Origin of the sequence: Longirhabdus pacifica (assembly GCF_004115085.1) — a bacterium.
Lineage (GTDB): Bacteria > Bacillota > Bacilli > Paenibacillales > DSM-105158 > Longirhabdus > Longirhabdus pacifica.
The window spans coordinates 56,705-83,679 of the sequence record NZ_QXJP01000017.1; the positions used below are offsets into that span (position 1 = coordinate 56,705).

Annotated in this window: 20 protein-coding genes, 1 pseudogene and 1 other annotated feature; of the genes and pseudogenes, 6 read left to right on the plus strand and 15 right to left on the minus strand. The window is 36.9% G+C overall.

The window, feature by feature from the left end:
• Nucleotides 1-8: 8 nt before the first annotated feature.
• A complete protein-coding gene (locus tag D1Z92_RS12380; protein ID WP_128895991.1) occupies nucleotides 9-2,684 on the minus strand; it encodes a valine--tRNA ligase in 2,676 nt (891 codons plus the stop codon).
• A 95-nt stretch (nucleotides 2,685-2,779) separates the two neighbouring features.
• Nucleotides 2,780-2,997 (minus strand) — a binding site (T-box leader).
• A gap of 131 nt (nucleotides 2,998-3,128) precedes the next feature.
• Between D1Z92_RS12380 and D1Z92_RS17360 the strand changes: the two genes are divergently transcribed.
• Nucleotides 3,129-3,293, plus strand: a complete 165-nt coding sequence (locus tag D1Z92_RS17360) for a YszA family small membrane protein (protein ID WP_164931606.1) — start codon at nucleotides 3,129-3,131, stop codon at nucleotides 3,291-3,293.
• Nucleotides 3,294-3,451: 158 nt separating this feature from the next.
• Here the strand turns inward: D1Z92_RS17360 and D1Z92_RS12385 are convergent, their stop codons facing one another.
• The 14 genes from D1Z92_RS12385 to D1Z92_RS12450 all read right to left on the minus strand — a co-directional run bounded on the left by D1Z92_RS12385 (nucleotide 3,452) and on the right by D1Z92_RS12450 (nucleotide 21,403).
• Nucleotides 3,452-5,173: a LysM peptidoglycan-binding domain-containing protein gene (locus D1Z92_RS12385; protein ID WP_164931607.1), complete on the minus strand. Its 1,722-nt coding sequence runs from the start codon at nucleotides 5,171-5,173 to the stop codon at nucleotides 3,452-3,454.
• 130 nt (nucleotides 5,174-5,303) lie between these two features.
• The gene (gene hemY, locus D1Z92_RS12390; RefSeq protein WP_128895993.1) at nucleotides 5,304-6,734 is read right to left on the minus strand and encodes a protoporphyrinogen oxidase; all 1,431 of its coding nucleotides are present in this window, start codon (nucleotides 6,732-6,734) and stop codon (nucleotides 5,304-5,306) included.
• Between the two features lie 4 nt (nucleotides 6,735-6,738).
• Nucleotides 6,739-7,665 carry a ferrochelatase gene (hemH, locus tag D1Z92_RS12395; protein WP_128895994.1) on the minus strand — a complete coding sequence of 309 codons (927 nt, stop codon included), beginning with the start codon at nucleotides 7,663-7,665 and terminating at the stop codon, nucleotides 6,739-6,741.
• Nucleotides 7,658-8,728, minus strand: coding sequence for a uroporphyrinogen decarboxylase (gene hemE, locus D1Z92_RS12400; protein ID WP_128895995.1), 1,071 nt, complete (start codon nucleotides 8,726-8,728; stop codon nucleotides 7,658-7,660). Before hemE ends, hemH begins: the two co-directional genes overlap by 8 nt.
• Nucleotides 8,729-8,861: 133 nt before the next feature.
• Nucleotides 8,862-10,151, minus strand: a complete 1,290-nt coding sequence (hemL, locus tag D1Z92_RS12405) for a glutamate-1-semialdehyde 2,1-aminomutase (RefSeq protein WP_128895996.1) — start codon at nucleotides 10,149-10,151, stop codon at nucleotides 8,862-8,864.
• Complete coding sequence (hemB, locus tag D1Z92_RS12410; RefSeq protein WP_206099755.1) at nucleotides 10,148-11,137, minus strand: porphobilinogen synthase; 990 nt, start codon at nucleotides 11,135-11,137, stop codon at nucleotides 10,148-10,150. Before hemB ends, hemL begins: the two co-directional genes overlap by 4 nt.
• Before the next feature lie 5 nt (nucleotides 11,138-11,142).
• Nucleotides 11,143-12,684: a uroporphyrinogen-III C-methyltransferase gene (gene cobA, locus D1Z92_RS12415; RefSeq protein WP_128895998.1), complete on the minus strand. Its 1,542-nt coding sequence runs from the start codon at nucleotides 12,682-12,684 to the stop codon at nucleotides 11,143-11,145.
• A 5-nt stretch (nucleotides 12,685-12,689) separates the two neighbouring features.
• Nucleotides 12,690-13,622, minus strand: coding sequence for a hydroxymethylbilane synthase (gene hemC / locus D1Z92_RS12420; RefSeq protein ID WP_128895999.1), 933 nt, complete (start codon nucleotides 13,620-13,622; stop codon nucleotides 12,690-12,692).
• 27 nt (nucleotides 13,623-13,649) lie between these two features.
• Nucleotides 13,650-14,348 (minus strand): precorrin-2 dehydrogenase/sirohydrochlorin ferrochelatase family protein, encoded by a 699-nt coding sequence (locus tag D1Z92_RS12425; RefSeq protein ID WP_128896000.1) that lies wholly within the window; start codon nucleotides 14,346-14,348, stop codon nucleotides 13,650-13,652.
• Nucleotides 14,349-14,570: 222 nt separating this feature from the next.
• Complete coding sequence (gene hemA / locus D1Z92_RS12430; protein WP_128896001.1) at nucleotides 14,571-15,905, minus strand: glutamyl-tRNA reductase; 1,335 nt, start codon at nucleotides 15,903-15,905, stop codon at nucleotides 14,571-14,573.
• Between the two features lie 139 nt (nucleotides 15,906-16,044).
• Nucleotides 16,045-16,578, minus strand: a complete 534-nt coding sequence (locus D1Z92_RS12435) for a hypothetical protein (protein ID WP_128896002.1) — start codon at nucleotides 16,576-16,578, stop codon at nucleotides 16,045-16,047.
• A gap of 320 nt (nucleotides 16,579-16,898) precedes the next feature.
• Nucleotides 16,899-17,294 (minus strand): adenosylmethionine decarboxylase, encoded by a 396-nt coding sequence (gene speD / locus D1Z92_RS12440; RefSeq protein WP_128896003.1) that lies wholly within the window; start codon nucleotides 17,292-17,294, stop codon nucleotides 16,899-16,901.
• Between the two features lie 344 nt (nucleotides 17,295-17,638).
• Nucleotides 17,639-18,196 carry a TetR/AcrR family transcriptional regulator gene (locus tag D1Z92_RS12445; protein WP_128896004.1) on the minus strand — a complete coding sequence of 186 codons (558 nt, stop codon included), beginning with the start codon at nucleotides 18,194-18,196 and terminating at the stop codon, nucleotides 17,639-17,641.
• Nucleotides 18,197-18,355: 159 nt separating this feature from the next.
• A complete protein-coding gene (locus D1Z92_RS12450) occupies nucleotides 18,356-21,403 on the minus strand; it encodes an efflux RND transporter permease subunit (protein ID WP_128896005.1) in 3,048 nt (1,015 codons plus the stop codon).
• 304 nt (nucleotides 21,404-21,707) lie between these two features.
• Between D1Z92_RS12450 and D1Z92_RS12455 the strand changes: the two genes are divergently transcribed.
• From D1Z92_RS12455 to D1Z92_RS12475, 5 genes and pseudogenes are all read left to right on the plus strand, one after another.
• Nucleotides 21,708-23,399: a M3 family oligoendopeptidase gene (locus D1Z92_RS12455; protein WP_128896006.1), complete on the plus strand. Its 1,692-nt coding sequence runs from the start codon at nucleotides 21,708-21,710 to the stop codon at nucleotides 23,397-23,399.
• A 522-nt stretch (nucleotides 23,400-23,921) separates the two neighbouring features.
• The gene (locus D1Z92_RS12460; protein ID WP_128896007.1) at nucleotides 23,922-24,260 is read left to right on the plus strand and encodes an RNHCP domain-containing protein; all 339 of its coding nucleotides are present in this window, start codon (nucleotides 23,922-23,924) and stop codon (nucleotides 24,258-24,260) included.
• A 147-nt stretch (nucleotides 24,261-24,407) separates the two neighbouring features.
• Entirely contained in the window at nucleotides 24,408-26,099 is a 1,692-nt protein-coding gene (locus D1Z92_RS12465) for a M3 family oligoendopeptidase (protein WP_128896008.1), read from the plus strand.
• A 307-nt stretch (nucleotides 26,100-26,406) separates the two neighbouring features.
• Nucleotides 26,407-26,478, plus strand: a pseudogene (locus D1Z92_RS17755) (IS200/IS605 family transposase); the annotation flags it as partial.
• A 66-nt stretch (nucleotides 26,479-26,544) separates the two neighbouring features.
• A partial coding sequence (locus D1Z92_RS12475; RefSeq protein WP_164931609.1) for a helix-turn-helix domain-containing protein occupies nucleotides 26,545-26,975 on the plus strand: 431 nt, incomplete at its 3' end.

The window sequence follows — 26,975 nt, forward strand, 5'->3', positions numbered from 1 at the left end:
TGTATTCGTTATGATCTAAGTTTTTTCATTTCTTCTAGTCTTTGCGTTACTTTTTCTCTCTTCATGGTGTAATCGATCTGTTTTTCTTTCTCTGCATCAATCACATGTTGTGGCGCTTTCGCAACGAATCCTTCATTTCCAAGTTTCTTCTCTACTCTTTCTACTTCTTTATTCAGTGTCGTCCACTCTTTTTCTAGTCTTTCTATTTCTTGCTCTACATCGACTAATCCTGCGAGTGGCAAATACATTTCGACCCCTGTCACAACGCCTGTCATCACTTGTTCCGTAGGTTTGATATCCGTTCCAATTTGTAGTGATGCTGTCCCACAGAAATACTCTATTAGATGTTGGTTTTCCTTGATAGTAGAGAGAAGCGCTTCATCTGAAACATTCATTTTCATGTTTACTTTACGGCTCATTGGTGCTTTAACTTCTGCACGAATGTTTCTTACCGTACGAATGATATCCATCAACAATTCCATTTGTTCTGCTGCTTCTGCATAATGGAACTGTTCATTTTGTTCTGGCCACGGAGCAACGGTAATGGTTTCTCCTTGATGAGGCAAGTGCTGCCATATTTCTTCACTAATGTAAGGCATGAATGGATGCATTAACTTCATCGTTTGTTCTAATGTATATGATAAAACGGACATGGTTGTAGCTTTTGCAGTCTCATTGTCTCCATAAAGATTGATTTTAGCAAATTCTATATACCAATCACATAAGTCATCCCAAATAAAGTTATATAAAATTCTACCTACTTCACCAAATTCGTAACGATCGAGTAAACGCGTAACTTCTTCAATCGTGACATTCAGACGATGTAATATCCATTTATCCGCTGTCTCCAATGGACCACTTAGATCGATATCTTCATAACGGAATTCACCCATGTTCATCAAGACAAAGCGGGATGCATTCCAAATTTTGTTGGCAAAGTTACGTGCTTGCTCTACTTTGTCCCAGTGGAACTTTAAATCTTGACCTGGCGTTGTTCCTGTTAAAAGCATAAAACGCATGGCATCTGTTCCATATTTCTCAATAACTTCACTAGGATCTACACCATTGCCTAGTGACTTTGACATTTTTCTTCCTTCTGCATCGCGTACTAATCCATGAATCAATACATCTTTGAATGGGGGTTGATCTGTAAATTCCAAGGCAGTAAAGATCATTCTAGCAACCCAGAAAAAGATAATGTCATACCCAGTACTTAATACACTGGTTGGATAAAATCGCTTCATATCTTCTGTTTCTTCAGGCCATCCTAGCGTAGAAAACGGCCATAGAGCAGAACTAAACCACGTATCCAGCACGTCTTCATCTTGTTTTAAGTTACTGCTGTTACAATGCTTACATGTTGAAGCTTCTTCTTGTGAAACGGTAATCTCACCACAGTCTGCACAGTGCCAAGCAGGAATACGGTGTCCCCACCATAATTGTCTTGAAATACACCAGTCACGAATATTTTCAATCCAACCTAAATATATTTTCTCAAAACGCTGTGGAACAAAGTTTACCCCGTCTTCATTTTTCTGTGCTTCAATCGCACGGTCTGCGAGTGGCTTCATTTTTACAAACCATTGCGTAGATAAGTAAGGTTCTACTACTGCGTTTGTCCGTTCACTGTGACCGACTTGATGCGTATGCTCTTCAATCTGAATGAGAACGCCTTGTTCTTTGAGATCCGCAATAATCTGTTTACGACATTCAAATCGATCCATACCGTTGTAAGAAGCAGCATTTTCGTTCATCGTGCCGCTTTCATCCATTACTAATATTTGCGGCAGATCATGTCTTAATCCTATTTCAAAGTCGTTAGGATCGTGAGCAGGTGTTATTTTAACCGCACCACTACCAAATTCTTTTTCTACATAGGAGTCCCCAACGATCGGAATTTCTCTTCCTGTAATCGGAAGGATAATCGTTTTACCAATTAAATGTTGATAACGTTCATCTTTAGGATGAACAGCAACAGCCGTATCACCAAGCATCGTTTCTGGACGAGTAGTAGCTACCGTTAGGAATTCATCACTATCTTTGATCGGATATTTTAAGTGGTATAGCTTACCTTGTACTTCTTTATAAATGACTTCAATATCTGACAATGCTGTTCTCGCTTGTGGATCCCAGTTAATAATATAGTTGCCACGATAAATAAGCCCTTTTTCATATAGTTTGACAAACACTTCTCTAACTGCACGAGATAATCCTTCATCCAGTGTAAAGCGCTCTCTTGAATAATCTAAAGAAAGACCTAATTTTCTCCACTGTTCATGAATGGATTCACTGTATTTCTCTTTCCAATCCCATACTTGTTCTAAAAATTTCTCGCGACCGAGATCGTATTTGTTAATGCCTTCTTCCTTTAATTTTTGCTCGACTTTGGCTTGCGTTGCAATACCAGCGTGATCCGTACCTGGGAGCCAAAGTGTATCGAAACCTTGCATACGCTTCGTTCTAATAATAAGATCCTGCATGGAACAGTCTTGTGCATGACCAATGTGCAGCATGCCCGTTACATTAGGTGGTGGAATTACAACGGTAAACGTTTCTGCGTCTGGTCTTTTTCCTGCTTCGAAATATTTACCGTCATGCCAAAATGTATTCCATTTTTCTTCTATACTTTTTGGATCATATGTCGTAGACATGGATATAGATGGTTGTTGATTTTGTTCTTTCATCTGTTTATCCCCCTTCTCGTTTTTAACGTAAAGAAAAAAAGTAAAATAGTACAATAAAACAAAATAGTAAAATAAAACACAAAAAACCCCTCGTCCCAAAGGACGAAAGGTTGTTATACTTCCGTGGTACCACCTTTGTTTCACAGTAAATATACTGTGACACTTTATACAAATAACGGCTGTTACCGGCTTTAGCTAACCACTAGAGCAATTCCAAGGCGACTTCAGCAAATAACATCCTATGAAACGTTCCACCAATTCGTCTCACTCGCTGTAGGGTATTTTGCTTACTATTCCTATTCATCATTTTTTTACGATATACTTATTTAATGATAACGAGGAAATATTTTAAAGTCAATATTTTTTGTTATAAATTCAGCATAACCAACAAACGAAGGAACATACACATATATTATGCAAAAAATGAAAGAGGGAGGTTTTTTTATGCAGCAGTTTTGGTGGAAGATAAGACATACGGTGCGAGCTGTTATTTTTCCGCTAATTTGCATTCAATTTATTCGTACGCTGCTTTTGCCTACGCCTTTTGATGTGTTCATCTTGTTTTTATTATTCGTCGCTTATTTAGGTTTCTTACTTAAAATATATTGAATACTTCATCTTATACATCAACCTTTACGCCTGTCTACTGAGGCGCAAACTTTTATTTCATTGTTTCTCCATTCTATATATGTAAGTTTCATACATTGCAAAGCAAAAAAAGGTACTACTCCTCTTTTCGGAAAAAGAGAAAAGTACCTTTTTAACATTTATGTTTTTGGAATCGTTAAAACATTTCCTTCTTCCAATGTATCATCTTCTAATCGGTTATACATTTGCAGTTGCTTTGCTGATACACTGTATTTCTCTGCAATCGTGATGATCGTTTCATTTTTTTGTACAATACATAACTTTACACTTTGTTGCGCTCTTTGCTCTTCCTCTTCATCTTGATTCAAAAAGAGATTTTTCCACTCTACATGCTCAAAAGCATCTTCGTCATCGTTTTCATTTTGAAGAGCGATTTTCATTTTTTTATCTGTTGCTGCTTCCTCATCTTCTTCAATCGTAATATTCAGCTCTTCATTTGTCAGTGGTTCAACACTGGACTCTTTCTCTGTTGCAAGCGGTTCAACGTTGGATTCTTTTTCTGCCGTAAGCGATTCAACATTGGATTCTTTTTCAGCTGCAAGGGGCTCAACGTTAGATTCTGTTTTCTTCCCCTTTTTCATTTCTTTTTTGGCTTTTTCTGGCTGCTCGTTAAGTTGCTCATTCACTTTTTTCTCTTTTGGTTCATTTGCTTTATTCGCGCTTTCGTTTGCTTTTTCTTTTTTCCCTGGCTTCATTTCTTTTAGCTTTTTCTTTTCTTCCTTCTTCTTCTCTTCTTTTTTCTTCTCTTCCATCGGTTTCTTTTCTATTTCTTTTTCTTCCTTTATTGGCTCACTAATTTTTTGCAACGGTGTTGGTTTGAACTTTTCTTTTCTTTCTTTTTGAAGCTTAGATAAAAAGCTGCTTTTCTTTTGTGATGTGGCCTCTTCACCACTTTGTTGAGCTTGTAAATCAGCCTCTACATTTTCGGCTTCTTCATTTATACTCTCTTGCTGTTTTAGCTGTTGGTTTATTTCTGACGATTTTGGATGCTTTTCCTTTGCTTTTTCTTTTTGTGCAGCCTCATTGGATGGGGTTGCTTGAATATTTTCTTGTGGTTCACTCTGCTTTTTCAATGGTTTTGTTTTTTGTTCTGCTGCAGGTTTTTGCTCTTTTTTCACTTTTTCTTCTGCTTTAGCTGGACTTACTTTCTTTTTCTCTTCTGCTTTAGGCTCTATCACCTTTTTAGGTTCTTCTGTTTCCTGTGCCTCTACATTTAAGGGTTCATTCACTTCTTTTTCCGGCTTTTCTTTCATCTTCTCTTCTTCTTTTTTCTTTGGTTTTATAGGTGGAGGAGAAGGTGGAGGCATTTTACCTTGCATTTTCTCTTTCCTATACTCAAAAGCATACACGTCCAATTTTTCTTCATCGTTTTCTGTTGTTGCAGGATCTGTATCACTCTTAACCCAATCATACGTAATCACTTCTGATTGCTCTTCATGACTATCCTTTTCTGGTTGAGTTGGCTGTACTAATTCCAAACCTTGAATAGCCAATACTCCAGAGACACTTAAACTCCGTGAGGATACAAAATCAAAATCGAACTGATCGACATCAACCGTTATATTATCAAACTGTTGGATCCGTGCCATAGGGAGAGTAATCTCAACAGGAATATAATGCTCAAACGACTCAAACGATTCTGCATCTCTTTGCTCGGAAGCATTATAAACTCCAGAAAGTAATAAATGTCCTTTCAACAATGTTTGTTCTTCATTTGCCATTACTTTAATGCGAGGGGTAAGTTCTAGCTGTTCTAATTGTGTAATCTGATGTATGTCATTATTTAAATGTACTTGTTCCTGAATATCGAATCGAATTCCTTTGGAAGTATTCGACATCATGACAACCTCCCTTCTTGATTCTCTAATATATATATTGAGGGAGGTGGATTTGCATACCATTTTTTTTACATGAAAAAACCCTTTATCATGAGATGACAAGGGTTATCGTTAAATTATTGTATTCGTTTTGTTATTTCATTTCTTTTAAAAAATGCATCACATCATTAGCCGTGTCCTTACCTTGCTGTATGCAATCTGGAAGACCGATTCCTTTAAAAGAGGCTCCCGTTAAAAAATGACCAGTAAAATGTTCTCGTACATTTTCTCTTACTTCAGCAATGAGTTGGGTATGACCAACTGGATATTGAGGCATCGAATGGTATAAGCGTGTTGTTTCTACAAACATAGGTTTTGCCTTTACACCAATGAGTTCCTCAAGTTCTTGCAATACTTTCGCTTTAATTTCAGCATCATTCATATGCATAAATCTCTCATCGCCCAAACGACCGACATAACAACGCATGAGTACGTTATCTTCACTGGCCACATGAGTCCATTTCGTCGATGTCCATGTACAAGCTGTAATAAACCTTCCTTCTTTTCGTGGTACAAGGAATCCTGTACCATCAAAAGACTGATGTATATGTTTTGCTTTAAAAGCTAATGCGATATTACCTACAGACGAATACTTAATTTGATTTAATTGATCAATAGATGGAACATCACCATATAAATGCGTCACATGGTTGGCTGGTATCGTAGTAATGACTGCATCTGCATCCATGCTACTTCCATCATCTAATTCCAAGCGTGTTCCGTTATCTGTTTTATGAATAGAAGAAACCGTGCAACTTGTTTTTAACTGCACACCATCTAGCTGAGATACGAGTGCATCCACTAGTGTCATCAAACCTTTTTTATAAGTAAGAAACACACTTTTCTTGGCGTATTCCGGTAACTCTTGTGAAGCTTGTGTGTTCTTTTTGCTATTCGCTAAACCTAGGATGAGGCTGCGATATTTCTTTTCCAATTGCAAAAACTGCGGGAATGTTGCTTGAATACTTAATTGATCAATATCACCAGCGTATATGCCTGCCAATAAAGGCTCTGCAATTTGTTCTGCAACCTCTTCCCCTAGCCTTCTTCTTAAAAAGTGACCAATAGATTCATCTTCCATACTGTTATTTCTCGGCTTAATAAAATCTAATCCACATCGCAATTTACCGATGGGTGAAATCAAGCCACTCTTAACAAATGGAGCTACTTTGGTTGGAATCCCAAACATAGAACCCTCTGGAATAGGATGAAATCGACCTTTGTGTAAGATGTATGATTTTTTTGTACTTGGATTCATCCCAATTAATTGATCTTCAATTCCCAACTCTTTAGCTAATGTAATCATAGGTAGTTTACGTGATAAAAATGAGTCCGGTCCTTTTTCAATGATAAAATCATCACGATATAACGTTTTAATTTTACCTCCAAATGTATCACTACTCTCTAACAGTGTAATGCGATAAGGAAGTTTTTCTTTTTTTACCAACTGTTGTACATAGTAAGCCGCACTTAAACCGGTAATGCCTCCACCGATGACGACGATATGTTTTGTTGGCTGCTCCATGCCATCATTCCCCTTTGTATGTGTTCCATATTACATCAGCCAAACATGAGATAAATAAAGGATCATCGTTTAATGATTCCACCCGTTTAAGGTTAAATTGCAATTCCTCTGCTAGTTGCTGACATTCTATGTCGATATCATACAATATTTCCAAATGATCCGAAGTAAATCCTATTGGACAAATTAAAATATGATCCCATTCTGCCTGAGCTTCTTTCAATGTATCTAATATATCTGGTCCAAGCCATGGCGTATTCGTTTGTCCAGCGCTCTGCCAAGTAAAATCCCAGTGTTCTAATCCTACTTGTGAAGCAATGGCTTTGGACGTTTCCATTAGTTGATCTGGGTAAGGATCATTCATTTCTAAAATTCTTGTTGGTAAACTATGCGCACTAAAAAAAACTTTTACTTTATTTTGATCCACACCGAATGTAGGTAATGCTTTCTCTACTCTTTGTGTAAAACATTGTATTAACTTTGGATGTAGATGATAGCTATCAATCGTATGAAGTTTTATTCCTTTTTCGTCCGCTACAGCTTTGGCACGCTTCATGTAGCTGCCCACACTCATCGTAGAGTAGTGAGGTGCCAATACGATAGCAATAGCTTCCGTTATGCCATCTTTCACCATATCTTCTACTCCATCTTCAACAAATGGATAAGCATGTTTTAAACCTTGGTAACATACGAACTGTGTATCACTGTTCTTATCATTTAATGCTGCTTGGATAGCGGCAACTTGCGAGTTCGTATTTTCCCTTAGCGGGAAGACACCATCTCCAAATATAGCCTCATACCGTTCTTTCAATTCATTCAATTGTTCGGTAGTAGGCGGTTTACCACGACGAATATGGGTATAATATTCTTCAATTTGCTCTATGCTTTCAGGTGTTCCATATGATAAGACAAGCACACCAATTTTATTAGACATGAAGTTTCCCCCTATGAGCGTTTTCAGCACATTTTTTCTTTGAATATTCATGTATAAAAGCTGTTAGTTGCTTTAGTTTATCTAATGAAGCTTCAGGAAATAAACCATGACCAAGATTAAATACGAATCCTGGTTGTTCTAGTCCTTGATCTATAATATGTTTTGCATATTCATGAATGGTTTCTTGCGGGCCCATCAAAATCGTAGGGTCTAAATTCCCTTGAATGCTAAATTTGTCTCCGATGCGCTTGCGTCCTTCACGTATTGATACTCTCCAATCCACACCAATCATATCTGCCTGTAGATTTTGTAAAGTAGGCAACAGTTCACCCGAGCTCACGCCTGGGAAGTAGATTTTAACTTCAGAGAATGATTTTAACTCATCAAATATACGTGTGATCGTAGGCAATACATACTGCTTGAAATCTGATGGAGACAATGCACCAACCCAGCTGTCAAATAATTGAACAGCTTTGGCACCCGCTTTGATATGCGCTTTCAAATAAGTGATAACCATATCGCCGAGTTTGTGCATTAATAAATGCCATGTTGCAGGATCATTATACATGAGTTCTTTTGTTCTCAAGTAATTTTTAGAAGACTTACCTTCCACTAAATAACTTGCTATCGTAAATGGCGCACCTGCAAATGTAATAAGTGGAACTTCCAATTGTTTATCTAAAATTTTAATCGTTTCTAGTATGTGAGGAAGATCACCTTCGACATCGATAGGTTTTAAACGCTCTACATCTGCCTTAGAGCGTATAGGATTATAAATAACCGGTCCTACATTTTTCACGATATCGAAGTCTATCCCTATAGATTGAACAGGGTTCATAATATCAGAATACAAAATCGCTGCATCTACACCTAGTTTATTTATTGGCATCATCGTAACTTCTGCTGCGAGTTCTGGTTGTTTACATATTTCTAACAAAGAATATTTCTCTTTTATTTTTCGATAATCTGGATCATATCGACCAGCTTGTCGCATATACCATACTGGCACATGGGATATAGGTTGTTTACGACATGATCGTAAAAACGTGTCATTATAGCTCATAAGTTCTTTATACTCCTTCCAAACAATAGGGTACATTCCTCATTATGCTCTTTTTTTTACATTACCACAACGGCAAAAGAACAATACTTTTTAACAATACGATGACATTGATCACAATTAGCATACATATATGTTACAAATTCTTTAAAGATTGTCGATGAGCTTCAATCGTAAGCTCAATATCCTCATCACTATGCGCAGCGGAAATAAACATACCCTCAAATTGTGAAGGAGCAAGTGAAATACCACGTTTCATCATGTGTGAAAAATATTGGCTGAATTGTTGTAAGTTTGACGTTTTTGCTGTAGCAAAATTCACAACTTTTTCATCTGTAAAGTAAGGACAAACCATTGAACCTACACGATTGATTTGACAAGCTATTCCTGCTTCTTCAGCATTTTTTATAAATCCTGCTTCTAATTGTCTTCCTTTATGATCTAGTTGTTCATAAACGCTTGGTTCAAGCAATGTTAACGTGGTATATCCAGCAGCCATTGCAAGTGGGTTACCAGACAATGTTCCAGCCTGATAGATTGGTCCTATAGGTGCAACTTGTTCCATGATCTCTTTTTTGCCACCGTATGCCCCAACTGGTAAACCTCCACCTATGACCTTGCCCATACAAGTTAGATCTGGCGTCACACCGAAAAGTCCTTGCGCACTATGGTAATGAACGCGGAAACCTGTCATGACCTCATCAAATATAAGTAATGATCCGTGCTGCTCCGTTAATGTACGCAATCCTGCTAGAAAACCAGGTTGAGGCTGCACAACACCCATATTTCCAGCGATAGGTTCTACGATGATACATGCGATGTCCTGTCCATATTGTTCGAAGGCATACGTCACCGCTTCCAAATCATTATACGGTACTGTAATGGTGTTTGAAGCTGTCGACACTGGCACACCTGGGCTATCTGGCAATCCTAAAGTCGCAATGCCCGAACCAGCTTTTATAAGAAGCGAATCGGTATGTCCGTGGTAACAACCTTCGAACTTTAATATTTTATCTCTCTTCGTATATCCCCTTGCTAAACGGATAGCACTCATCGTTGCTTCCGTTCCAGAGTTAACCATGCGAACGATTTCTACAGATGGCATACGTTCAGCGACAAGCTTTGCCATTTCTGTCTCTAATTCCGTAGGTGTACCAAAGCTCGTCCCTTTTTCCGCTGTCTTTTTTATCGCTTCTACCACTTCTGGATGGCTATGTCCCAAAATGAGTGGTCCCCATGAAGCGATGTAATCAATATATTGATTGCCATCGATATCATACAACTTCGATCCGGATGCTTTTTCACTATAAATAGGTGTTGTTCCTACAGATTTATAGGCTCTAACGGGGCTATTCACTCCCCCAGGTATGACTTGTTTCGCTTGTTCAAAAGCTTGTAGTGATTTATCTTGGTTGAATGTGGTCATCTTTCTTCATCCCTTCTCATCCAGCGCGCTACGTCTTTTGCAAAGTAAGTAATAATGATATCTGCTCCTGCACGTTTGAATGAAGTTAACATTTCTAATACGACTTGCTTTTCGTCAATCCATCCTTTATCTTCTGCTGCTTTTATCATCGAGTATTCCCCACTTACATTGTAAGCAACGATCGGCAAGTCATAATTTTGTTTCAATTGATATATAATGTCCATATATGCTAGTCCTGGTTTGACCATTAAGAAGTCTGCGCCTTCTTCTAAATCAGACTGGGCTTCTCTTAATGCCTCTCTTGCATTTGCTGGGTCCATTTGATACGATTTACGATCTCCTTGTTGTGGCGTCGATTTTGCCGCATCTCTAAACGGTCCATAAAAAGCAGAAGCATATTTTACGCTATAGGCCATAATAGGAATTTCTTCATATCCCGCTTCATCTAACCCTTGACGGATAGCATGAACGTAACCATCCATCATATTGGAAGGAGCGATGACATCTGCACCAGCTGTTGCTTGGGATACTGCCGTTTTCACTAGCAATTCTAATGATTGATCATTATCTACAACTGGCCCATGATCTCCGTCACACACTACTCCACAGTGTCCATGGTCCGTGAACTGACATAGACATGTATCCGCAATGACAACTAATTGAGGATACCATCTTTTTAACAGCTTTAACGCTCGCTGTACAATGCCTTCCTCCGCATATGCTTGACTGCCCACTTCATCTTTTTCATCTGGCACACCAAAAATAATAACCGATTGAATGCCTAATTGAACGAGTTCATTCACCTCACTATGTAAGCGATCGAGCGAAAGATGATATACTCCTGGCATGGACTCTATTTCATTTTGTACGTTATTACCATGTGTAACGAAAATAGGATAAATAAGATCTTGTAATTGCAGATGGTTTTCTCTCACAATATTTCGCATAGCTTGACTTTTTCTTAACCTACGATGACGTTGTATCATGTTTATTATTCCCCCTTAATAGATAATGATAATATCGCATCAAGTAATGATGCTACGGTTGCTTCTTTTGCCATCACATCTACATGTAGTCCGAATGATGCTGCCGTTTCGGCTGTTATGGGACCTATACATGCTATTTGAATACCAGCTAACAGAGTGGCGAGGTCATTTTCATATTTTTGTAATATCGTCATCAAGTTTGTCACTGTAGATGAACTGGTAAACGTAATCATATGAATCGCCTTTTTATGCAGTAAACGTACGATGTCTTCGGCATTTTGTTCTAGTTTAATGGTGTCATAAATAGGAATATCATGAACTTCATGACCTTGATCTTGTAACTGCTGTATAAGGTATGGCCTTGCGATTAAAGATCTCGGGAATAAAATCTTTTCTTTTCCATCACTTTCGAGTACTACTTGCTCCAGCAAGCCTTCTTGTTGATATTTACCTGGCAACTGAGTGACGAAGAGACCTTTTTCTCTTAATACTTCTGCTGTTTTGGCTCCAACAGCATTTATTTGTATGTTATATAAAGAACGGATATCGTATTGATGTGAAAACATGAGTTCAAAAAAATATTTTACACCGTTAACCGATGTAAATATGATGCGTTGATAAGAAGAAAGGTTTGCAAATGCTTGTTTAATCTCGTGTACATGTTGCTTCTCTTCACTTAATCTTGTCTCTATCACAGGGAATTCTAATGCCTCTCCGCCCCATTCATCTATACGTTCAACAAGTTGACTTGCTTGATCTCTCGCTCTAGTAACTAAAATTCGTTTTCCGAAAAGTGGTTTCTTTTCATACCATTGAAGGTGTGCTCTCAGTTTTACTACTTCACCGACGAGTATCACTGCTGGGGGTTTGAAATTTTGCGCCTCCACTTGTGCAGCAATCGTGTCCAGTGTACCCACTAGTGTTTCCTGTTCCACTCTAGTTCCCCATCTAATAAGGGCCACCGGAGTTGTTTTGCTTTTACCGTGTTTAATTAACTGCTTTGTAATATACGCGATTTTTGCTACTCCCATTAAAAAGACAATCGTTTCTGTGGCTTTTCCTAGTTGATCCCATTGTATGGTTGAATCCAATTTTTCTTCTTTCTCGTGGCCGGTAACAACAGCAAAAGAGGAGTTATAAGAACGATGTGTAATCGGAATACCCGCATATGCAGGCACGGCGGTAATAGAAGAAATACCTGGCACAATCTCAAACGTAATATCGTGATCAACGAGTAGCTGTGCCTCTTCTCCAACCCTGCCAAAAATGCACGGGTCTCCACCTTTCAAACGAGTAACTGTCTTACCTTCTAAAGCTAAATCGACGAGTAATTGATTGATATCTTCCTGTTTCATCGTATGCCGATCTGGACGCTTACCAACGTAAACTAATTCCGTACCTGGTTTTAGTTTTCTCAGCAATACAGGACTAGATAATCGGTCATAAACGACAACATCAGCCTTTTGTAACGCTTCTAGCCCACGAACCGTAATTAATTTTGGATCTCCCGGTCCAGCACCTACTAAAAAAACTTTTCCTTTTTCCATACGAATCATCCCCTAAATTCCCGTAAGATTTCCTCTGCTCCTTGATCCAGTAATTTTTGCGCGACTTTTTCCCCTAACTCCAATCCGTTTTCTCCATCCAAGCTATATTTATATATTGTTTCTCCATCTGGAGAACCTACAAAACCAACCATCTTGATCTTGGTGCTATCGTCATGACATTGTGCATAGCCAGCAAGAGGAACTTGACAGCCTCCGTTTAACTTGCCTAAAAAAGCTCGTTCTGCTTCTACAACACGTGCCGTCTCTTGATGATGAATATATTGGAGTAGTTCTTTCACCTCAGCATCTTCACTTCTACATTGGATAGCTAATGCTCCTTGTCCTACAGCTGGGATGCAATCGTCAGTAGATAAGTACAATCCAATCCGCTCTTTCCAACCCATACGATGTAATCCTGCAGCAGCAAGAACGACAGCATCAAAAGATGCTGTAGAAATTTTATTCATTCTCGTATCAATATTTCCGCGAATAGATTCTAATTTTAAGTCTGGTCTCAATAATTTCAGTTGTGCGGTGCGACGCAAACTACTTGTACCTACCAAAGCTCCTTCTGGCAAGTCGTCTAGATTCTGCCCTTTGTTCATCACTAAGCAATCGCGTGCATCTTCCCTAACAGGAATCGCACCGATCATTAAACCATCTGGAGAAACGAATGGCATATCCTTCATGCTGTGTACCGCAATATCAATATTTTCTTGCAGCATGGCATCTTCTATTTCTTTCACAAATAACCCTTTACCGCCTACTTTAGACAGCGTAACGTCTAATATACGATCGCCTTTTGTTACTAACTTTTTTGTTTCAAATGTAAAGGGCAATCCGTGCTTTTCACAATAGTGCTCCAACTGTTTGATGACCCAGTTTGTTTGTGTTAATGCTAGCTTACTTTGTCTCGTTCCTACTATAATTTTACGCATTACATCTCCCACCATATACTTTCGTCATTAGTATGATTCTAATTCAACATTGTAAAGGTATTGCAATAACTCATCAATAGTTAACGAATAATTAACGAGCTTTTCAACCATTTGTGTGACATTTGTCTGAAATTCAGAAAAACCCTCATGTTCCATCATGGACAATATGTCTAATGTTTTTATTGTTTCATTAATTATACCCTTTTCAGATTGGGATAAATGACTTTGCTTAAGTTGTTCACGAATTTGATATAAAAACATTGCCATTTGTTCATATTTTTCTAGCTGATGCGTTAAATGTTTTTTCATCATATGTACCGCCAGCGGACTTTTACCGTAAGTAGACAGTGAAAGTTGCACATGATTACTCTTTAACGTTGCTGGTAATATCATATCTCCTGCATCACCGGGGCTTGCTGCGTTTACCCACTTGCCCATTTGTTTCGCATCATAAGCAATATGTTTATTTATTTCTTTAATGTTCGTACATGCAAAAACAAGATCTAATTCTTGCAAATATTTACTATTATAAACGTCTTTAACAAAATACAATACCTTCTGTTCCACCCACTTTTGTATAGAAGGAGTAAGTTCAGGACTTATGACAGTTACTTTACCCTTGGCATCTAATAATGAACGTATTTTTCGTTCCGCCACTTTTCCGCCGCCAATAACACCACATATTTTATCCTCTATATCCAGCATTATTGAATAATATGAAGACACTTATACACCTCTTCCCCAACTATGTTGTATACCATAATGTCATTCGCAACTACATTGTAATGCTCTTTCACATTCTGTGTACCGTACGTAACGTGGTTATAGTTTTATTATCCCACAAAGCAGGTGTGCATGTCATGAAGAGAACATAAAAAAACCCAGTTTCCTGGGTTGGTTTATTCCAATTATGCTCTATTGTAATGATTTGTAATGATAATATTTATTTTAAATAACCATAGATGGGGAAGTCTTTCGTTCCTCTTCCTCCAATGCTGATTTTTCATTTTGATCCAGTTCATCTTGCAAGTTAAACATTTTCACAAACTGTTCCATTACTTCATGACCGTTCTCTTCCACTGCCAACTCTTTAAGATTTAAAATAGGATCATGCAACATCTGATTTAAAATGCTTTTGGTTAACTTACGAATGACTTTTGTTTCTCTTTCATCCAGATCAGGAAGTTTGTTAAACAAACTTTGCATGGTTTCTGCATGTATTTTTGCAGCTTTCCCTTGCAATGCTTGGATAACAGGACTGACACCTAATGTTTTATACCACTGATCGAATTGACTAATCCCTTGCTCTATCATTTTTTCAATTTTTAACGCTTCATTTTTGCGTGAATTCAAATTGCTTTCCACGATACCTTCCAAGTCATCAATATCAAATAAGTGAGCATGTTCTATGTTGGCTATTTGTGGATCAAGATCTCTTGGAACCGCAATATCAATCATGTATATCGGTCGCTCTGGGCGATTTTTCATCATATTTGATACTTGCTCTGCCGTTAACACTAGATTTGGTGATCCTGTAGAACTAATGACAACATCCGTATCTTGTAAGTGGTGTTCTAGCTTATCTAGTGTATTAGGTGTTCCGTGAAACGATTTCGCTAGCTTCATCGCTCCGTCCATACTTCTGTTCATGATCATCATATTACGAACGCCTAACTCGCTTATATACTTGCCAGTTAACTCGCTCATTTTTCCCGCACCAATAATCATGATGTTTTTGTCTTTCAATGAACCAACCACACGTTTCGTCAACTCAACCGCTGCATAGCTGACAGATACCGCCTTCTCCCCGATGGAGGTTTCTGCATGTGCTCTCTTCGCTAACGTAACCGCTTGCTTGAATAGTTCATTAAATAACGTTCCGGTACAATCAAATTTTTGAGCAGTTAAAAAAGCTTCTCTCATCTGTCCAAGGATTTGGGTCTCACCTAGTACCATCGAGTCTAGCCCACAAGTTACCCTAAATAGGTGATCAATTGCTTCACGATCTTCTTTTATATATAAATGTTGATTGAATGATTGTCTGGTCATTTTAAACCATTTTTCCATAAAGGATCGAATATAGTGCCCACATACACTTGGACGATCAACGACAACGTACAATTCTGTACGATTACAAGTCGCCAAAATGACACATTCCAATATACTTTTTGTGACTTTTAACTTTTGCAATGCATGTGGCAGCTCTGATTGCGACATAGAGAATTGTTCTCTTACCTCTACCGGAGCTGTCTTATAGTTTAAGCCCACAACTAAAATGTGCATTCGATCACCCACTTTCTCACGAAGTTCAACAAGTCGATTATAGCATAAAAGAATGGACACATATAAATAAAATTATGAATAATATTTGAAAATACTTCATATCAACATTTTTTCTTTGTAAAGAGGAAATGAAAGCAAACTAAGAATCAAACCACAATTGACTCAATAAAGATGAAATCTGGTTATCATATTCATTTAATTGATCATTTTGTGATCGTAAAATTTCTCCGTTTGATGCATATAACTGTTCGTACACAAGTAACAGTGCACCGTAAGTCTCCGTCATCTTCTGGAATGCATCCACTTCAGATTCTTTCAATTGTGTATGCCCACTCATCTGCATTCTAAGCACAAAGTCCATCATGTGGGAAAGAGAAGGCAATGTCGTTACATTACCACTACCTACGGCTCTACTAAAACGTTCATGTGTAAAATTAGCCATGTATATGGCTTGCTTTAAATGATCTAGTTGTTGACTGTTCAATGCCTGTGACGTTTCCTGCAAGTGGCGGTATAGCCAATCCATTTGAAGTAACGACACTTGATACAACATTTTTTCACTGTACTGTTTTTGTTTATTTTCCTGTACAAGATCCCATATTTGATAAACAGGATAAATAACAACGAGCACAACAGCACAAAACAAAAGCCACCCTTTTAACCACTGGTTCATAGTCATCCCCCAAATGAAACAATCTATATAAGTTGAATGAATGTTTTCATACAACTTTTATCCCATCATTTCTTCATCTTATATATTATTCATCATATGGGAAAAAAGACAAACAAATAACCATAGATATCATCCTCATCCATGGTTATTTCGTTATATATTTATACTATTGTTCACTGCTATATAAGTTGCTTGAATAAACTTGTTCAACCAACTTATTACCACTAGCATAAGATAGAGAAACTACACCATTACTTTCTTTACGCCTGGTTAATGAGGCGAAAATGGTATTCCATTGTTTCTTCATCTTAGAATGCATATTATACTTTTTCTAATTCCATGTTTGGTGTTTCTACTTGCATTTCACCAATACCACGGATTAACTTTTTAGCATGTACTTTCGTAGGCTTTAATGCCATGATCATATGATCAATTGCATCTTGTGGGTTCACCGTATCACCACAGGTATAGCAGTCTAGAGCTGCAAAACCTTTCTCAGGATACGTATGAATGGAAATATGACTCTCTGACAACAGCACAAGTACCGTCGCCCCCTGTGGTTCAAATTGCTTCGATTGTACAGACAATACTGTTGCACCTGAACACTCCGCAGCTTTAATCATTTCTCTCTTCAACCATTTCTCGTCATTCAAGGCAGTAAAGTCCACACCCCAAGTATCAACAGCAACGTGTCTTCCGAAAGTTGAGTATTCCATCTTCCGGCATCCCCCTTCCTAGGAATAAAATGTATTGGATTTCATCCGCTAGGACCTACGTCATTCACTACTTCGAGGGAATCAATCTCTCGCGTTATCCTGAGTGAATCCTGGTTCCTATTTTTTTAACAATGATATTCGACGAACATAAAAATAACATCTATTGAGGTGAATTGCAACTATTTTTTTGTATAAAATGATGAAAAAAAAGTGTTATGCGCTTTCATCAAAATAAAAACCCTTATCCCACGTTATTTTCAAAATAGTCAAGTCGTTAAATTATATATATACACTTTTAGGTGTATTTTTGATCATTGTTTTAACTTTTTACATAACAGGATATATTATCTTTTATATCCTTGTATGAATAAGGAAGCACACTCATCTACGAGTAATTGTATTTGTTCATATTTAAAATGTTCGTTATACAGTATGTCCATTTTGTACATTTCTAACATACCTATAAAACCCTTTGCCTTTAGAAGAGGCTCTCTCACTTGTTCATCCGCGATCATGTTTTCTACAATTTGAATATAATTGGTGATGAAAAAATGAAACAACTCCATCATGTGTGGTCCATTGCCTTGCATAAAGTTTTGCTTATATTTTCTATGTTCATAATAATAAAGCAAATGGTACTCTGCAACAGCACGTAAACGAGTATCAAACGTATCGTTTTGAGTAGCCCGTCTCCTTACTTCTGATAAGTACGTTTCAAAATGATGTTTCGTCATTGCTTCATAAAGCTGTTCCTTACTAGAAAAATACAAATATAATGTTCCTTTGGCAATGCCTGCAGCATCTGCGATATCAGACATTTTCGTATCATGAAACCCTTTTGTGCCGAACAACTCAAATGCAGCTTTTAAAATTTTGTCTGTTTTTTCATTGGATTGGGACATTCTAAAATCCCCTTTCTTTATAAACTCTACATGTTACATGAAGTTTATGATTTAAATTTACATCACAAGCTTATGGTCATCAATGAATAAACACAATCAGATGGATTAAATTTCCATCTGATTGTGTAAAAAGAAATGTATCTACATTATATTACCTTTTTATTTTGACATTCTTTCTTTACGCGCTTGTTTGAAAAAGGCAATTTCGTATATCACTGGTAAGAAAATCAGCGTAAGGAACGTGGATGTGGTTAAACCACCGATAACAACAACGGCTAAGCCTCTTGAGATGATCGCTCCTTCTGGTGGAGTGAATGCAAGAGGAAGCAATGCAGCAATCGTTGCTAAAGCTGTCATTAAGATAGGACGTATTCTTGTCTTACCAGCTTCGACGATAGATTCACGGATCGTGACATCTTTATCTCTATTTTGATTGATTCGATCAATGAGTACAATCGCATTCGTTACCACTATACCAACTAGCATCAGCAATCCAATCATCGCACTCATGGATATTGGTTCATCGGCAATAATTAAGCCTACGATAGATCCAATTGGTACAAATAAAAGTGAAGTAAGAATGATAAAAGGCGTTCTTGCTTTACCAAAGAAGATCAACAATGTGATATACACTAAACCAATGGCAACACCAATAGCAACGAGAAGGTCGTACACGATTTGCAATGTTTCATCGCTTCCACCACCTGCTTCTTGGCTAACGGATGATGGTATGTCTAATGCATCCACTTCTTCTTTAATGCGATTGGTTACTTCTAATGTATTGTCCCCTTTAATTTGGGCCGTAATTTGTGCATATACTTTGCCATCTAACTTCTGTATTGTCGTTACCACTTCTTCTTGATTAATATCGGCAATCTCGTCTAATGGTACAACACCTTGTTCAGTAAATACAAGGATATTCTCTAATTCTTCTTGACTCGCAACATCTCTATCATATTGGAGTTTAATTTGTTTCAGCTCTCCATCTAAGTTATATTCTCCAACGTCTATGCTTCTCGTCTGATCACTGACTAAACCGAGTACAACGAATGGATTTACATTATACTCTCTCATTTTTACTGAATCGAGCTGCACGGTCCACTGTTCTTGTTTTTCACTCATGTTATTTGTTACATATTTCAAATCTGATTGTTCTAGCATCAGTTGTTCCACCATCGCTGCAGCTTTCATTAAATCTTCTTGATTATTGGAGAACAAGTTAATATCTACGTTGTTGTTCGTTGGTGGTCCGCTCGTTTGCAGCTCTTGTACACTAATGGAGGTTGTGTCGATATATTCATCTCCAAGAGATGCAGATATTATTTCTTCCACTACTGGTATTTGTTCGTCCACGTTTAACTTAGAATCCAGTTCAATAAAATACTGCATTCGGTTACTTTGTTGTGATCCAGTGGTGAAATCATATGCACCTACAGCAGAGAAGACTTTAGGGTAATCATCCACTTTTTCATTTAAACTTTCTTCTATTTGTAATGAAACAGTATTCGTAATCTCTAAATCTGTTGAAGCAGGTAATTTTACTTCTACTAACATCAGCTTTTGCTCTTCATTTGGTAAAAAGACAAATCCGAGTCCCGCTACCATTGGTAAAGCTAAGGAACCTACAAGCAAAACTACTGCAAGCGAAATAACCAACGCTTTTTTATTTAAAGACCATCTAATTACTTTCTCATACCAACGAACGTAAAAAGTCTCTTTATCTTCATGACTTTTTACATGTTTTGCTTTTCCTTTTCCGAATGAGAATTTAGCTAATACAGGTACAATTGTGATGGCTACAAATAAAGATGCTACAAGTGCCACAACAACCGCAAATGCAAATGGTAAGAAAAATGCACCTGTGATACCGCCAACAAGTCCCAGTGGCAAGAAAACAACGATCGTTGCTATCGTTGACGATAAGATTGGACTAATCATTTCTATCGTACCTGAAAGCGTGATAGCATTGTTATCGTCATCTGGATTTAAACGTTTTTTACGATATATGTTTTCAATAACGATAATACTATCGTCCACGACTCTACCTATAGCAACTGCCATTCCAGATAAACTCATGATATTTAATGTATAGCCTAACCATTTTAAGAAAATAGCTGCAATAAGTAAAGATAACGGAATAGATATAATGGAAATTAACGTGGCTCTAAAGTTACGCAAAAAGATAAGAACAGCAATGGAAGCAAATATCGCACCATAAATCCCTTTTTCCACCATACCATCTATAGATTTATTAATTCCTTCTGATTGATCGAAGTTCAGTTCATATTTCACTGTATCTTCGTATTTTTCTAGTGTTTCAAATAGCTTTTCGGCAACTTCCACCGTGTTTGCATCTTGCTTTTTATTGATAAGAAGGGAAAGGCTTTCCTGCAAATTAAACCTTGCATACTCCACTAGCTCTTCCACTTGTTCTATTGTAGCTATCTCACTTAGTGTAAGGGATTGTTGCGTGGTTACAGAAGTAAAGCGAATAGACTCCAGTTGTTCCAATGTTTCTAATCGCTCATCAATACGAACAGGAACAAGCACGGAATCTTGGCTTATCGTCCCCGCTGGAAAGGAAAAGTAAGCTCCTGAAATCGCTTCGTTTATTTGCGTAATGGATATTCCGTTTTGTTGTGCTAACGTTTTATCTACTGTAATGGAGATGTATTGCTCAGGTAATCCAGATAAGGCAACACTGTTTACCCCTTCAATTTTTGCTAATTCTGGCTTTAATACTTCTTCTGCAAAGTTATCAATAGGCTCATCTCCTGCAGGGAATAATGCCATACTTGCAATAGGAAGTGCTCCAAATGAGAAACGATTTACATTGTATGTTGTATTCTCTGGTAAATTCGTCTCATTGAAAACATCATTAATTTCTTGCTCTATCTTTTCCATTTCCGTTCCAATAGGAAACGACAACTGAATTAAGGCTACACTTTCTAACGATTGACTCGTCATCGTGTCTAAGCTTTGAAGATTTTTAAATTGTTCCTCTAACAATGTGGTGACTTGCGTATCCACATCTCCTGGTGATGCTCCTGGATAAACGACAGAAACAGAAAGCTGGGGAAATTCAATATCCGGCAATAAGTCTGATTTTGTTGTTGTAAAAGAATATACCCCACCAGCCATAAGCAGTACACAAATAATGATGATGGCTGCTGAATTTTTCAAACTAAAACGTGCTAAAAATTTCATGTTTACACTCCTCCCGAAATTGACTGTCTGGTCAGTCATTAATATTTTATCTATATCCTCTTTAAAAGTCAATTATACTTGCTTCATTATTTAGAATAATTTTTTATTAAGAATGAAACTTAGTTGTCCATTCATAAAAAGAACTTGCAGCATCTTCTTCATATCTCTGTCATCATATTACCTTATGTACCGATAGGAATAAATAGAATTCAATTCTCTACGTTCTCTAGTATATTTAAACTCCCATTAATAGTATAATAGCCCTAGTACGCTGGGATAAACTATATGAAAAAGGAGCATGGGTATGAATTTTAATGATTATGAATACAAAAGACCTTCGGAAGAACAGTATAAAGAACAATTTAATCAATGTTTAGAAGCATTTCAACAAGCAGACAACGCTCAGGAACAAGTAAAGATACTAAATGAATTGGATCAAATCCGTATTGAAGCTTATTCTATGTCCGCGATTTGCTATATCCGACACTCTATTGATACGAACGACACATTTTACAAAAATGAACAACAATTTATGGATCAATTTCTAGCTACTTTTCAAGTATTAGAAAGCAAACTTGCCTCTGTCCTTTCCGATTCAGCATACAAAGAAGAATTAATACATAACTTCGGTGAACAACGTTTTAGATTAGCGCAAACACAAGTCAATACGACGTCAAATGAAATTTTCCCTCTATTACAACAAGAAAACAAATTAATTAGTGACTATAATCGATTAATCGCTTCCGCTAAAATACCTTTTGAAGGCAGAGAACTTACCTTGTCGGAACTTACACCATTTGAACAAAACCCAGATCGCTCCATTAGAAAAAAAGCTTCACAGGCAAGGTTCGATTTTTTTGCACAACATGAAGAAACACTCGATAGCCTGTTTGATGAATTAGTCCAATTGCGCACGTCCATGGCAAAGCAATTAGGATATAAAAACTTTGTAGAACTAGGGTATAACCGCATGATGAGAACGGATTACAATGCTGACATGGTAGCAGGATATCGAAAGCAAATTCAAGATAGCGTTGTACCACTGGTAACGAAATTATATGAAAAACAAAGAGAAAGAACAGACATAGATAAATTAAAATATCACGACTTACCTTACCGGTTTAAAAGTGGAAATGCAACTCCAAAAGGTTCTCCAGAATGGATCATAAATAACGGAATGAAAATGTACGAAGAGCTTTCAGAAGAAACACATGAATTTTTTAACTTTATGAAACAAAACCATTTGATGGACTTAGAAAGCAAATCAGGTAAACAACAAGGTGGATATTGCACTTTTATCGCAACACATAAAGCACCTTATATTTTTGCCAACTTTAATGGTACTTCAGGTGATATTGATGTACTGACTCATGAAGCTGGTCATGCATTCCAAAATTATATGAGTCGTCACTTACAACCAGATTATATCGTTCCTACTTATGAAGCTTGTGAAATACATTCCATGAGTATGGAATTTTTCACTTGGCCGTGGATGGAGCTATTTTTTAAAGAGGATACAGATAAATATAAATATGCTCATCTATCAGATACTATCATCTTTTTGCCATATGGGGCTGCAGTCGATGAGTTCCAGCATATCATTTACGAAAAACCAGAATTGACTCCAAAAGAAAGAAAAGATGTATGGAAGCAATTGGAGCAAAAGTATTTACCACATTTCCAATATGAAGATCAACCATATTTAGAATCAGGTGGTTTCTGGCAAAGACAAGGACATATTTATCAACAACCGTTCTATTATATTGATTATACATTAGCTCAAATTTGTGCATTACAATTTTGGAAAAGAATGCAGGAAGATCAGGAAAGTACATGGGCAGATTACGTCAATATATGTAGACATGGCGGTAGCAAAGCTTTTCTTGAACTCGTACACATTGCCAATCTTACATCTCCGTTTGAAGATGCATGCTTGGAAAACATTGTGAAGCAAGCAGAAGCTTATTTGGACAGCATAGACGATAAAGCATTATAAGTTATCTTGTAAGAGGGGGATATGTTGAAGATTTGATCTTCATACTATCCCCTCTCTTTCTTTATAGTTTAAACATACATATATTTATATGCAGTATCAGAATCCACCTTTAAACCTGAAATTCTTTATCCTTTCGCATTAGGTTCTCAAATCCCCTCTATTCAACTCCTTACCTTTTAGTCAAAGGGTTACAGTCTATTTCGCTTTCTTCAGCGTAACGATTCCTGCAGTGACTCTCAAACTAAAATATAATTTACATAAATTTACTGTCACATAATAGTACATTGTAGTAAAATATCGTTTCGTAAATATAGTTTGAATTTTCTAATAATATTTTCTTCATGAATGAGCCAAAAAGTTAAAACGGAAACAAAAGTGGCTATCTAAATGTACGCTCGTTTCCATATAGAAGCTTTCAAGCCTCTACTAATACGAAGCAAGGCTTCATACTCTTGGTTTCAAACTTGTAATATTTATACTTTATATTTATTTAACTACACAAAATTAAAAAGAAGGTTTGAAATGGCAAAAAAAAATTTACAAAATTCTGATTTTATTTGTTTGCATTGTAACTCTTATATTCTACCTCTGACTAATGGAAGTTATAGAAATCACTGTCCAGTGTGTTTACATTCACTTCATCTAGACAAATATAAACCAGGTGATAGAGCATCAGATTGTAAAGGTATCATGTATCCAATAGATGTTGATGTTTCAAGTAAAAAAGGATACCAGATTATTTTCAAATGCAAAAAATGCGGGAAAATCGGTATAAATAAAGCAGCTTTGAATGATAAACAAAGTGATAATTTTGATTTATTACTTGATATGATGAAAAGCAAATCACTCCGAGGTAGTTAAATATTTTGGGGAGTACTGAAATAAGTTTCTCATATTTTACTAATCACAATATATAAAAGCGATATTGTATAGTAGTGATCACATACTTATTCATGAAAGATAAAAACTTAAAATATTTTATTGAAAATTCAAACAAAGGAGATTCTTATGAATTTTTCTCAGTACAAATACCAGAGGCCCTCGGAAGAAGATTACAAACAACAATGTAACTCATGTTTGAAAAACTTTGAACAAGCTTCAAGTGCAAATGAGCAGAGCAAGTGGCTACAGAAACTGGATCAAATTCGTTCCCATGCTTTCACTATGTATTCCATTTGTTCTGCTCGCCACTCCATCGATACACAAGATGCCTTTTACAAAGAAGAACAAGATTACATGAATACATTTATAGCTGTATACTACATATTTGAAAGTAAGCTCTCTGCCGCTCTTTGCAACACACCATATAAAGAAGAGTTAATACATACAACTGGGGAACAACGTTTTCGATTGGCACAAACACAAGTCAATACGACGTCGGAAGAGATTATCCCTCTATTACAACAAGAAAATAAATTAATTAACGATTACCATCAATTAATCGCTTCCGCTAAAATATCTTTGGAAGGTAAAGAGCTTACTTTGTCGGAACTCATACCATTTGAACAAAGCCCAGATCGCTCCATAAGAAAAAAAGCATCTCAGGCAAGATTTGAATTTTATGCTCAACATGAAGAAACATTCGACAGCCTGTTTGATGAACTAGTTCAATTACGTACTTCCATGGCGAAGCAACTAGGATATAAAAATTTCGTTGAACTAGGATATAACAGAATGAAGAGAACGGATTACGATGCTGACAGGGTAGCAAAGTATCGGAAGCAAATAGAAGATAACGTTGTGCCGCTTGTGACGAAACTTTATGAAAAACAAAGAAAAAGAACAGACATAGAGAAATTAAAATATTACGATTTACCTTACCGATTTAAAAGTGGAAATGCAACACCAAAAGGTTCTTCACAATGGATTATCAACAACGGAATGAAAATGTACGAAGAGCTCTCTGAAGAAACTCATGAATTTTTCAACTTTATGAAACAAAACCAGTTGATGGACTTAGAGAGCAAGCCAGGTAAACAGCAAGGTGGTTACTGTACATTTTTCCCCAACTACAAAGCACCATTTATTTTTGCCAATTTTAGTGATACCTCAGATGATATTTACGTACTCACCCACGAAGCTGGCCATGCATTTCAGTGTTATATGAGCCGCCACTATAACATGGACTATATTGTCCCTACTTATGAAGCTTGTGAAATTCACTCCATGAGCATGGAATTTTTCACTTGGCCGTGGATGGAGCTTTTCTTCAAAGAAGATACAAATAAATATAAATATGCTCATCTAACCGGAGCCATCACCGTGTTGACTCATATAGCATTAGTTGATGAGTTTCAGCATATCATCTACGAAAAGCCAGAGTTGACCCCGCAGGAAAGAAAAGATGTTTGGAGAGAATTGGAACAAAAATATACGCCACATGTCGATTATGATGACAACTCATTTTTACTTTCAGGTGGTTATTGGCATAAAATAGGACATATTTATTTTAGCCCGTTTTACTATATTGATTACGCATTAGCTCAAGTATGTGCTCTACAATTTTGGAAAAAAATGCAGGAAGATCGGGAAAGTGCTTGGGAAGATTACGTAAATCTATGTAAACAAGGCGGTAGAAAATCTTTTCTTGAACTACTAGACGTTGCCAATCTCACATCTCCGTTTGAAGATGGATGCTTGGAAAACATTGTGAAGGAAGCAGAAGCTTATTTGGACAGCATAGACGATCAAGCACTATAGGATATCTTTAGGAGGGGGATATGTTGAAGATTTAATCTTCATATTATGCTCCTGATACATTTTTATGTCATCGCAAAAATAAGTATGTACAGTCTTACATCCTCATCTATCTCTAATGCATTCAATATAGCATAGGTTTCTCATTATTTTAACATTTTCTGAAAGAAGTCTCCATCTTCAAGCGTGTGAAGGGCGAGGCCCAACGATAAGGTGGAGATGAATTTCGATTGGCGTTAGCCAAAATTATTGTATGTTATTTTCAACATTGATATAATCAGTACTAGTGAGTAGAAAGGTTGTTATATCAATGAAGTTAGATAACAATAATCACTCAGTTTTCTCACTGCATTATCACCTTGTTTTGGTAGTGAAATATCGTATCGTTCAAGGCACATCCTAATAGCGAATGATCAACGTTTCTAAAGGAAGAAAGTAGGTGTCAGTGATGTTGAAAGCATATAAGTATCGTATCTATCCAAATCAAGAACAACGAATAGCCTTCGCAAAAACATTTGGATGCGTACGTTTTGTGTATAACAAAATGCTTGCTGATAGAATCCATGCTTATAAAGCATCTCAAGAAAGCGTGGATAAATCTATCCAATATCCTACACCCGCACAATATAAAGCTGAGTTTCCGTTTCTAAAGGAAGTGGATAGCCTTGCTTTAGCCAACGCACAAATGAATCTAAACAAAGCATACGCTAATTTCTTTCGTGATAAGTCAACTGGATTTCCAAAGTTCAAAAGCAAAAAAGACAATCACCACCGTTATACTACCAACAACCAAAAAGGAACGGTTCGCATCGAAAACGGTTATATCAAACTACCAAAATTGAAAACCATGGTAAGAATGAAGCAACATAGACCATGTGC

Coding starts and splice junctions, on each gene's coding strand:
- D1Z92_RS12380 (WP_128895991.1), bottom strand. CDS start 2,684: ATGAAAGAACAAAATCAACAACCATCTATATCCATGTCTACGACATAT.
- D1Z92_RS17360 (WP_164931606.1), top strand. CDS start 3,129: ATGCAGCAGTTTTGGTGGAAGATAAGACATACGGTGCGAGCTGTTATT.
- D1Z92_RS12385 (WP_164931607.1), bottom strand. CDS start 5,173: ATGATGTCGAATACTTCCAAAGGAATTCGATTCGATATTCAGGAACAA.
- hemY (WP_128895993.1), bottom strand. CDS start 6,734: ATGGAGCAGCCAACAAAACATATCGTCGTCATCGGTGGAGGCATTACC.
- hemH (WP_128895994.1), bottom strand. CDS start 7,665: ATGTCTAATAAAATTGGTGTGCTTGTCTTATCATATGGAACACCTGAA.
- hemE (WP_128895995.1), bottom strand. CDS start 8,728: ATGAGCTATAATGACACGTTTTTACGATCATGTCGTAAACAACCTATA.
- hemL (WP_128895996.1), bottom strand. CDS start 10,151: ATGACCACATTCAACCAAGATAAATCACTACAAGCTTTTGAACAAGCG.
- hemB (WP_206099755.1), bottom strand. CDS start 11,137: ATGATACAACGTCATCGTAGGTTAAGAAAAAGTCAAGCTATGCGAAAT.
- cobA (WP_128895998.1), bottom strand. CDS start 12,684: ATGGAAAAAGGAAAAGTTTTTTTAGTAGGTGCTGGACCGGGAGATCCA.
- hemC (WP_128895999.1), bottom strand. CDS start 13,622: ATGCGTAAAATTATAGTAGGAACGAGACAAAGTAAGCTAGCATTAACA.
- hemA (WP_128896001.1), bottom strand. CDS start 15,905: ATGCACATTTTAGTTGTGGGCTTAAACTATAAGACAGCTCCGGTAGAG.
- D1Z92_RS12435 (WP_128896002.1), bottom strand. CDS start 16,578: ATGAACCAGTGGTTAAAAGGGTGGCTTTTGTTTTGTGCTGTTGTGCTC.
- speD (WP_128896003.1), bottom strand. CDS start 17,294: ATGGAATACTCAACTTTCGGAAGACACGTTGCTGTTGATACTTGGGGT.
- D1Z92_RS12445 (WP_128896004.1), bottom strand. CDS start 18,196: ATGTCCCAATCCAATGAAAAAACAGACAAAATTTTAAAAGCTGCATTT.
- D1Z92_RS12450 (WP_128896005.1), bottom strand. CDS start 21,403: ATGAAATTTTTAGCACGTTTTAGTTTGAAAAATTCAGCAGCCATCATC.
- D1Z92_RS12455 (WP_128896006.1), top strand. CDS start 21,708: ATGAATTTTAATGATTATGAATACAAAAGACCTTCGGAAGAACAGTAT.
- D1Z92_RS12460 (WP_128896007.1), top strand. CDS start 23,922: ATGGCAAAAAAAAATTTACAAAATTCTGATTTTATTTGTTTGCATTGT.
- D1Z92_RS12465 (WP_128896008.1), top strand. CDS start 24,408: ATGAATTTTTCTCAGTACAAATACCAGAGGCCCTCGGAAGAAGATTAC.